Origin of the sequence: Ideonella sp. B508-1, assembly GCF_000333615.1 — a bacterium.
Lineage (GTDB): Bacteria > Pseudomonadota > Gammaproteobacteria > Burkholderiales > Burkholderiaceae_C > Ideonella.
Genome location: NZ_BADL01000198.1, coordinates 1 through 9,463, shown reverse-complemented (window position 1 = coordinate 9,463; position 9,463 = coordinate 1). Strand labels below are relative to the sequence as shown.

Below are 9,463 nucleotides of genomic sequence, written 5' to 3'. Positions count from 1 at the left end.
GCCCGCTGCACGGCGGTAGCCAGTTGGTGGCCCGCACCACGGCTTCACGCACCAGCTTGGCCGGGCGGCTGTCATTGGTGAAGAGCTTCACCACCACGTTGGTGCCCAGGTAGATGGGCAGCGTCACCCGGCGGTGTTCCTCGGCATAGCGGGCCAGCGGCTCGGCTTCGCCCAGATCGCGCCCTTCGGCATGGGCCTGGGCCAGCTCGCGCGCCAGCACCTCCACCCCGTACAGGCCGAAGTTGTAGCCATGCGCGGTGACCGGGTGCATGCCCACCGCCGCATCGCCCACCAGGACGAAGCGATCGGCGTGAAAGCGTTCGGCATAGACCGCCACCAGCGGGTAGCTGTGACGTTCGCCGGCCAGCTCCAGGGCGCCCAGGCGGTGACCGAAGGCCGCATCCACCCGCAGTGCGAACTCGGCCGGCGGCAGGGCCATCAGTTCGGCCGCACCGTCGCTGGTGACCGTCCAGACGGCCGAGGACTGGTGTCCCGCCATGGGCAGCATGGCCAGGGTGTGGCCATGCAGGAAGCACTCGTGGGCCGTGCCGTCATGGGCCTGTTCATGGCGCATGCGGCAGACGATGGCGGTGCGGCCGAAGTCCAGCATGCGCGCGCCGATGCCAGCCATGCGGCGCAGGTTGGAAAAGCGGCTGTCAGCGGCCACCACCAGGGGCGCCCTCAGCACCCGACCATCGGCCAGCGTGACCTGTGCCCCCTGGGCATCACGCTGCAGGGCGGTGACCCGGGCGTCGCCGGTGAGCGTGATCTTGTCGGCCCGCGCCGCAGCACCGGCGTAGCAGGCCTGGCGGATGCGGTGGTTGGGCACCAGCCAGCCCAGCTGTTCGTGGCCATCGGCCTGCCCGCTGAAGGGCAGCACCCGGGGCGAATCGCCGTTGGTGACTTGAGCCGCCTTCAGGGGTGCGATTTCGTCCGCGGGCAACCGGTCCCACAGGCCCAGGCGGTCGAAGATGCGCTGGGCGCGGTGGGTGAGGGCGATGTCACGCCCGTCCTCGGGCGGTGCCACCAGGGCATCCAGCGGGGCCTGTTCCAGCACCTGGGGGCGCAGGCCGGCGTCGGCCAGCGCGCAGGCCAGGGCCAGACCGGCCGGGCCGGCGCCCACGATCAGCGCATCGGGTGAAGCCTTCGCCGGGGGGGCGGCGAAGGTGTCTGCGGCAGTGTCGGGAGAGGCGGTGGTGTCGGTCATCAGGGATTCCCGCGGGGTGGCCCCGCTGATCAGGCGGGTGGCATCATCGCCAAGCCCGCCCGGGTCTGCCTTGACCGGGGTCAGTTCCGCCGGGCGCGCAGGGCCGGCACGCAGGCCGCGCCGCACAGGGCGAACAGGGCCAGGCTCCACATCGCGAAGGGAATGCCTAGCAGGTCGACCGCCGCGTCCGCGCAAGAGGCCATCGGCGCGAAGACGTCCGGGGCGGCGTCGTACAGGCCCAGGGCCTGCATGATGCGGTCGGCCATGGTCAAGGCGCAGCTGGCGCTGGACGCGGCCACGAAATGCAGCCACAGCGAGGTGCCGATGCCGCAGGCGGCCAGCAGCACGCCCAGGCCCGCCAGCGGGCGTCGCAGGGGCGGCACCAGCGCGGCCAGCAGTGCCACCGCGGCCAGCACCAGGAAGATCAGGCGCTGCAGGGTGCACCAGGGGCAGGGCAGCATGTCGAAACGGTACTGCCCGACCAGGGCGCCACCCACGGCGGCCACGCAGGCCACGGCCACGCCCACCAGCAGGAGACGGGGCGAGCCCGTCACGCGGGAGATGAAGCTCATGGCTTGAGTTCGACCACCAGCTCGATCTCGACGCAGGTGCCCATGGGCAGCTGAGCGACGCCGAAGGCGCTGCGGGCGTGCGAGCCCACCTCGGGGCCGAAGACCGACACCAGCAGCTCGGAGCAGCCGTTGGTCACCAGATGGTGCTCGGTGTAGGTGGGGGCCGAGTTCACCAGGCTCACCACCTTGACGATGCGGGCGATGCGGTTCAGGTCGCCGGTGGCGGCCTGCAGGGTGCCCAGCAGGTCAATGGCCACGGCGCGGGCCGCCAGCTTGCCTTCTTCCGTGCCCATGGTGGTGCCCAATTGGCCGATCCAGGGCTTGCCGTCCTGCTTGGCGATGTGGCCGGAGAGGAAGACCAGGTGGCCGGTCTGGACGAAGGGGACGTAGGCGGCGGCAGGAACGGCCAGGGGCGGCAGCTCGATGCCCAGGGTCTGCAGGCGTGCAGCGACGGACATGTCAACGTACTCCGAAGGAATGAGGGAGGGATTTCGGGGCGATCCTACACTGGCCCGCATGCTGTCCGGGATCGGCGGGGTCTTGTTGCTGAGCGTGCTGGCGGGGCTGTCCGGCGTGGCGCTGCAGCTGGTCCAACCGGTGCTGTGGGCGGGGTGGGTGGATGCCACGCTGCTGACCGCCTCCGTCCTGACGGCCTGGCCCTTTCTGCGGGGCGACCGCGCGCGCTGGGCCTGCGCCCTGTGGGCCCTGGCCCTGCTGATGGCCGGCGCGGCCAGCACCAGCGAGCGGGCCCGCGAACGCCTGGCCCAGCGTCTTCCCGCCGACCTGGAGGGCCAGGAACTGCTGGTGCAAGGCCGGGTGCGGGGGCTGCCGCAGGCGGGGCCCGAAGGGCAGATGTTCGGCTTCGAGGTGGAGCAGGCCTGGCGGCTGGACGCCGCGGCCTGGGCTCGGGGACGCGCGCAGCCCGGCCAGGCGCTGGCCTTGCCGGCGCTGGTCCGTCTGAGCTGGCCCGAGCCCACCTCCGCGGCCGACCCGATGGGCGGCGGGCGGGCGGTGCCGCGCGCCGGCGAATCCTGGCGTCTGCCGGTGCGCCTGCGGCAGCCGCACGGCCTGGCCAATCCAGGGGGCTTCGATGCCGAGCTGTGGCTGTTCGAGCAAGGCATCGGTGCGGTGGGTACGGTGCGTGGCACCTTGCCCGGGCAGGCCCAGCGCATCGAGGCCCCGAGGTTCTGGCATCCCATGGAATGGCTGGACCACCTGCGCCAGCGCTGGCGCGACCACATCCTGCAGTTCAGTCCATCTCCGCAGGCGGCGGGCCTGCTGGCCGCGCTGGCCGTGGGCGATCAGGGCGCCATCGGCGAGCGTGACTGGGACCTTTACCGCCGCACCGGCGTGGCCCATCTGGTCAGCATCAGCGGCAGCCACATCACCCTGTTCGCCGCGCTGGCCATCCTGCTGGTGGCACGGGTCTGGCGCCTCAGCCCGGCCCTGTGCCTGAGGGTACCTTCGCCGGTGGCGGGGCGCTGGGGCGGCCTGGGGCTGGCCCTGCTTTATGCGCTGCTGGCCGGCTGGGGCGTGCCGGCGCAGCGCACCGTCTGGATGCTGGGCGGTGCGGTGCTGCTGCGCAGCCTGGGGGCGCCCTGGCCGGGTTGGGCCCTGTGTGCGGTGGCCGCGGCCGGCACGGTGGCGGTCGATCCATGGGCGCTGCTGCAGCCGGGGTTCTGGCTGTCCTTTCTGGCGGTGCTGATGCTGCTGGGCATGGGAGAGGGCCAGGCCGTCGCGGCAGATTCCGAGGTCGACCGTGAAGGGGCTGTCTGGCACAGGCTGTGGCAGGCCCTGAGGGTCCAGCTGATGATCTCCTTCGGCCTGGCCCCGCTGAGCCTGGTGCTGTTCGGCCAGGTCTCTCTGGTGGGTTTGCCGGCCAACCTGCTGGCGGTGCCCTGGGTCACCTGGGTGGTCACGCCCCTGGCCCTGCTGGGCGCTCTGTGGCCGCCGCTGTGGCAGCTGGCCGCATGGGCGATCGTGCCCCTGCAGTCGTGGTTGGACTGGCTGGGCGGGTGGCCGCTGGCGGCCTGGTCTGCGCCCGCGGCCGGTGCGTGGGCCATCGGGCTGGCGGTGCTGGGGGGCTTTCTGCTGAGCCTGCCGCTGCCCTGGCGCGTGCGCGCGCTGTCGGTGCCCCTGTGCCTGCCCCTGCTGATGGCCCCGGTGCACCGTCCGCCACCGGGCCGCTTCGAGCTCTGGGCGGCCGATGTGGGGCAGGGCAGTGCCGTGCTGATCCGTACCGCCCACCATCTGCTGATCCACGACGCCGGGCCCCGCTATGGGGAGGACAGCGACGCCGGCCGCAAGGTTCTGGTGCCGCTGCTGCAGACGCTGGGCGAGCGCCAGATCGATGAGCTGACGCTCAGCCACCGGGACACCGACCATGTGGGCGGGGCCCAGGCCCTGATCGATGCGCTGCCGGTGGTGCGCCTGCGGGCCAGTCTGGCGCCAGGGCACCCTCTGCTCGCGCAGGTGGCCGACACCCGCCTCTGCGAGGCCGGGCAGCAGTGGACCTGGGACGGGGTGGACTTCCGGGTTCTGCATCCTTTCCATCTCGCGCGGGCCGACGAGGCGTCGAACACGCAGAGTTGCGTCATCCAGGTTCGCGATGCCCAGGGCCACCGTGCCCTGCTGACCGGCGATGTGGAGCTGGCGCAAGAGGCGACGCTGGTGCAGCGCTGGGGCGACAGCCTGCGCAGTGAGGTGCTGGTGGTGCCCCATCACGGCAGCCACACCTCGTCCGGCGAGGCCTTTCTGGCGGCGGTGGCACCGCATGTGGCGGTCATGCAACTGGGTTATCGAAACCGATTCGGCCACCCACACCCTGAAATATGGGATCGTTACATTCAACAGGGCATCACCGTGGTGCGAACGGACTACTGTGGTGCGTGGGTGTGGAATGGGGATGGTGCAAGCTGCACGCGAAACGTGCGTCGCCACTACTGGCAGTGGATGCCGGAAAAACCGGCGCCCGTGGCTGGTGCGGTTGTTGCTACTCCCCTGCAGGTAGGAGAGCGCGAATGAGACCCAGCTTCGACGAGATGCATGCCAACAGCGCCACCGTGCGCGAGCATTACCAGACCTACGACCGCTGGCTCGCCCAGCAGCCCCGCGACGTGATGAAGGCACGGCGCGAGGAGGCGGAGATGATCTTCCGCCGTGTCGGCATCACCTTTGCCGTGTACGGGGACAAGGATTCGGGGGAGGGCACCGAACGCCTGATCCCCTTCGACCTGATCCCGCGCGTCATTCCCGCCGGGGAATGGCGTGAGATGGAGAAGGGCCTGCGACAGCGGGTGACGGCACTCAACCGTTTCATCCATGACGTCTACCACGGCCAGGAGATCCTCAAGGCCGGCCTGATCCCGGCCGAGCAGATCACCCGCAATGCCCAGTTCCGGCCCGAGATGATGGGCGTGGAGGTGCCGCGGGACCTGTACTCCCACATCGCCGGCATCGACATCGTGCGGGCCGCCAACCCCGATGGCTCCGGCAGCTACTACGTGCTGGAGGACAACCTGCGGGTGCCCAGCGGCGTGAGCTACATGCTCGAGAACCGCAAGATGATGATGCGGCTCTTCCCGGACCTGTTCTCGGACCACCGGGTGGCCCCGGTGGCGCACTACCCGGACCTGCTGCTGGAGACCCTGCGCAGCGTGGCCCCGGGCGGGGTGAACGATCCGACGGTCGTGGTGCTCACGCCGGGCATGTACAACTCGGCCTACTTCGAGCACGCCTTCCTGGCCCAGCAGATGGGGGTCGAACTGGTCGAGGGCCAGGATCTGTACGTGAAGGACGGCTTCGTCTTCATGCGCACCACCCAGGGCCCCAAGCGGGTGGACGTGATCTACCGCCGCCTGGACGACGACTTCCTGGACCCGAAGGTCTTCCGCAAGGACTCCACCCTGGGCTGTGCCGGCCTGGTGGAGGCCTACAAGGCGGGCAACGTCACCCTGTCCAACGCCATCGGCACCGGGATCGCGGACGACAAGTCCATCTATCCCTATGTGCCCAAGATGATCGAGTTCTACCTGGGCGAGAAGCCCATCCTCAACAACGTGCCCACCTACCTGTGCCGGGTCGAGGACGATCTGAAGTACGTGCTGGACCACCTGGGCGAACTGGTGGTCAAGGAGGTGCACGGTGCCGGGGGCTACGGCATGCTGGTCGGCCCGGCCGCCACCAAGGCCGAGATCGAGGACTTCCGCGCCCACCTGGTCACCAACCCGAGCAACTACATCGCCCAGCCCACGCTGAGCCTGTCCACCTGCCCGACCTTCGTCGAATCGGGTATCGCGCCGCGCCACATCGACCTGCGTCCCTTCGTGCTCTCGGGCGCCGAAGTGCAGATGGTGCCGGGCGGCCTGACCCGCGTGGCCCTGAAGGAGGGCTCCCTGGTGGTCAACTCCAGTCAGGGCGGCGGCACCAAGGACACCTGGGTGCTGGAAGACTGAATCGAACGCGGAAAGCCAAGAACATGCTGTCAAGAACCGCCGACCATCTGTTCTGGATGTCGCGCTACATGGAGCGTGCGGAGAACACCGCGCGCATGCTCGACGTCAACTACCAGACCTCGCTGCTGCCGCAGTCCGCGGCCATGGCCGAGCAGGGCTGGCGCAGCCTGCTGAGCATCTCCGAGCTCACCCACGACTACCAGAGCCGCTACCAGGGCATCACCGCCCGCCAGGTGATGGACTTCATGGTGCGCGATGAGCGCAACCCCTCGTCCATCCTGCGTTGCCTGCGTGCGGCGCGCGAGAACGCCCGCGCCGTGCGCGGCTCCCTGACCACCGAGGTCTGGGAGACCACCAACCAGACCTGGCTGGAATTCAACCGGGTGCTGGCCGATGGGCTGCTCGCACGCGACCCGGCCGCTGTCTTCGAGTGGGTGAAGTTCCGCTCGCACCTCTCGCGCGGGGTGTCGGTGGGCACCATGCTGCAGGACGAGGCCTTCCACTTCCTGCGCATCGGCTCCTTCCTGGAGCGGGCCGACAACACCGCCCGCTTGCTGGACGTGAAGTTCCACTCGGTGGAGACCGACTTCTTCGGCAATGCCAGCGAGAAGGACGGGGATTACGACTTCTATCACTGGTCGGCCATCCTGCGCTCGGTGTCCGCCTTCGAGATCTACCGCAAGGTCTACCGCAACGTGATCCTGCCGGAGAAGGTGGCCGAACTGCTGATCGTGCGTCCGGACATGCCACGCTCGCTGTCCCACTGCATGCACGAGGTGGTGACCAACCTCAAGCTGGTGGCCAACCAGCAGTCGGGCGAGACGCTGCGCCGGGCCGGGCGCCTGAGCTGTGACCTGGAATACGCCCGCATCGACGAGATCCTCTCGACCGGTCTGCATGCCTACCTGACCCAGTTCCTCGACCGGGTCGGGGATCTGGGCGCCGGGATTGCCCGCGATTTCCTGGTGGCTTGCGACTGAGGCCGCGGCCGAGGTCTGGTTCGACGCTGTCACAAGGACCGGTGCTCTCCCATGGGAGCATCGCCAGTCCTGTCCGATTGATCCGATTCATGCGTCCTGCGGGATGCCGAGGTAAGGCCCGTGTCCATCCACGTCGCGCTCAAACACGTCACCCACTACCGCTATGACCGCCTGGTGAACCTGTCGCCACAGGTGGTCCGTCTGCGGCCAGCGCCGCACTGCCGCACGCCCATCCTTTCGTACTCGATGCGGGTGGAGCCGGCCAACCACTTCACCAACTGGCAGCAGGACCCCTTCTCCAACTACCTGGGCCGCCTGGTCTTCCCGGAGCCCACCACCGAGTTCAAGGTCACGGTGGACCTGGTGGCCGAGATGGCGGTCTACAACCCCTTCGACTTCTTCCTGGAGCCAGGGGCCGAGAACTTTCCCTTCACCTATGAGCCGGGCCTGGCCGCCGAACTGGCGCCCTACCTGGTGGCGGAGACACCCACACCGGCCTTTGCGAAGTTCCTGGCCAGCATCGACCGCCAGGAGATGCGCACCATCGACTTCCTGGTCGGCCTGAACCAGCGCTTGCAGAACGACATCTCCTACCTGATCCGCATGGAGCCGGGTGTACAGACCCCGGAGGAGACGCTGACCAAGGCCTCGGGCTCCTGCCGCGACACCGGCTGGCTGCTGGTCGAGACCCTGCGCCACATGGGGCTGGCCGCGCGCTTCGTGTCCGGCTATCTCATCCAGCTGACGCCTGACGTGAAAGGCGCTGGACGGCCCCAGCGGCACCGAGGTGGACTTCACCGACCTGCACGCCTGGTGCGAGGTCTACCTGCCCGGCGCCGGCTGGATCGGCCTGGATCCGACCTCCGGCCTGCTCGCCGGCGAAGGCCACATCCCGCTGGCCTGCACGCCCACGCCGTCCAGCGCGGCGCCCATCACCGGGGCGGTGGACGAGTGCGAGGTCACCTTCAGCCACGAGATGGCGGTCACCCGCATCTTCGAGTCGCCCCGCGTCACCAAGCCCTACACCGAGGACCAGTGGGCCCAGGTGCTGCAGCTGGGCGAGCGGGTGGATGCCCAGCTGGTGGCCGGCGATGTGCGCCTGACCATGGGTGGCGAGCCCACCTTCGTCTCGGTGGACGACCGCGACGGCGCCGAATGGAACACCGACGCCCTGGGCCCGACCAAGCGGGTCTACGCCCAGGACCTGGTGCAGCGCCTGCGCGACGAGTACGGGCAGGGCGGCTTCCTGCATTTCGGCCAGGGCAAGTGGTACCCCGGCGAGCAACTGCCGCGCTGGGCCCTGTCGATCTACTGGCGCACCGATGGTCAGCCCTGCTGGAGCGACCCCTCGCTGTTCGCCGACGAGCGCGACATGCACCAGTACACCAGTGCCGATGCCCGGCGCTTCATGAGCGCGCTGACCCGCCACCTGGGCGTGGGCGACGAGTTCGTGCAGACCGGCTATGAAGACACCTGGTACTACCTGTGGCGCGAGCGCCGCCTGCCGGTGAATGTCGACCCCTTCGATTCCCGTCTGGACGACGAGCTGGAGCGGGTGCGCCTGCGCCGCATCTTCGACCAGGGACTGGAGAGCGAAGTGGGCTATGTGCTGCCCATCAAGCGGGCCGAGGGCCCGACCCTGTCGGGCAGCAAGTGGGAGACCGGCCCCTGGTTCTTCCGCGACGAGCGCATGTACCTGATCCCCGGTGATTCGCCGATGGGCTACCGCCTGCCGCTGGATTCGCTGCCCTGGGTGAAGGACAGCGAGTACCCCTACCTGCACGACTACGACCCCTTCGCCCCGCGCGGCGAGCTGCCGGCCCCGGCCGAGCTGCGCCGGCAGATGCTGGGCCTGGGCAGTGGCGGCGCAGCGTCGGCGCCGGACGCCTATGCCGCGCGACACGTCGGGCAAGGCTTTGCCGAAGGCGGCACCGTGGCCCTGCAGAACAGCCCTCAGGGCGGTGCCGCGACCGGGACGGGCAGCCTGCCCGCGGGCCAGGTGGCGCCCGACACCTACCCCGAGCGCTTCCAGTCGGCCCACTGGATCACCCGCACCGCGCTGTGCGTGGAGGTGCGCGACCCGCGCCGGGCCAACGGCCCCAAGGCCGAGAAGGTGGGGCAGGCCAGCGGCGTGCTCTACGTCTTCATGCCGCCGCTGGCCCATCTGGAGGACTACCTCGAGCTGCTGACCGCGGTGGAGGCCACGGCCGCCGACCTGGGGGTCAAGGTGGTGCTGGAGGGCTACCCGCC

The 9,463-nt window shown here is 69.6% G+C and carries 7 protein-coding genes and 1 pseudogene; 5 read left to right on the top strand and 3 right to left on the bottom strand.

The genetic code is table 11. The features are described 5' to 3' along the window. From ubiM to I73_RS08745, 3 genes are all read right to left on the bottom strand, one after another. Positions 1–1,207, bottom strand: a 1,207-nt coding sequence (ubiM, locus tag I73_RS08755; RefSeq protein WP_083876643.1) for a 5-demethoxyubiquinol-8 5-hydroxylase UbiM, incomplete at its 3' end; no start/stop codon positions are given. An 80-nt stretch (positions 1,208–1,287) separates the two neighbouring features. Further along, a complete protein-coding gene (locus I73_RS08750; RefSeq protein ID WP_022980261.1) occupies positions 1,288–1,779 on the bottom strand; it encodes a disulfide bond formation protein B in 492 nt (163 codons plus the stop codon). Beyond that, a complete protein-coding gene (locus tag I73_RS08745; RefSeq protein ID WP_022980260.1) occupies positions 1,776–2,237 on the bottom strand; it encodes a RidA family protein in 462 nt (153 codons plus the stop codon). The genes I73_RS08750 and I73_RS08745 overlap by 4 nt, the downstream gene beginning before the upstream one ends. A 58-nt stretch (positions 2,238–2,295) precedes the next feature. Between I73_RS08745 and I73_RS08740 the strand changes: the two genes are divergently transcribed. The 5 genes and pseudogenes from I73_RS08740 to I73_RS26955 all read left to right on the top strand — a co-directional run. Then, positions 2,296–4,803: a DNA internalization-related competence protein ComEC/Rec2 gene (locus I73_RS08740; protein ID WP_022980259.1), complete on the top strand. Its 2,508-nt coding sequence runs from the start codon at positions 2,296–2,298 to the stop codon at positions 4,801–4,803. Continuing rightward, positions 4,800–6,233, top strand: coding sequence for a circularly permuted type 2 ATP-grasp protein (locus I73_RS08735; RefSeq protein WP_022980258.1), 1,434 nt, complete (start codon positions 4,800–4,802; stop codon positions 6,231–6,233). The genes I73_RS08740 and I73_RS08735 overlap by 4 nt, the downstream gene beginning before the upstream one ends. A 23-nt stretch (positions 6,234–6,256) precedes the next feature. Then, on the top strand, positions 6,257–7,213 hold the full coding sequence (locus I73_RS08730) for an alpha-E domain-containing protein (protein ID WP_022980257.1): 957 nt from the start codon (positions 6,257–6,259) through the stop codon (positions 7,211–7,213). A 120-nt stretch (positions 7,214–7,333) separates the two neighbouring features. Further along, a pseudogene (locus I73_RS34830) lies at positions 7,334–7,894 on the top strand (transglutaminase N-terminal domain-containing protein); the annotation flags it as partial. Positions 7,895–8,000: 106 nt separating this feature from the next. Then, positions 8,001–9,463 (top strand): transglutaminase family protein (locus I73_RS26955; protein WP_374701951.1); only part of this gene is annotated, 1,463 nt, incomplete at its 3' end.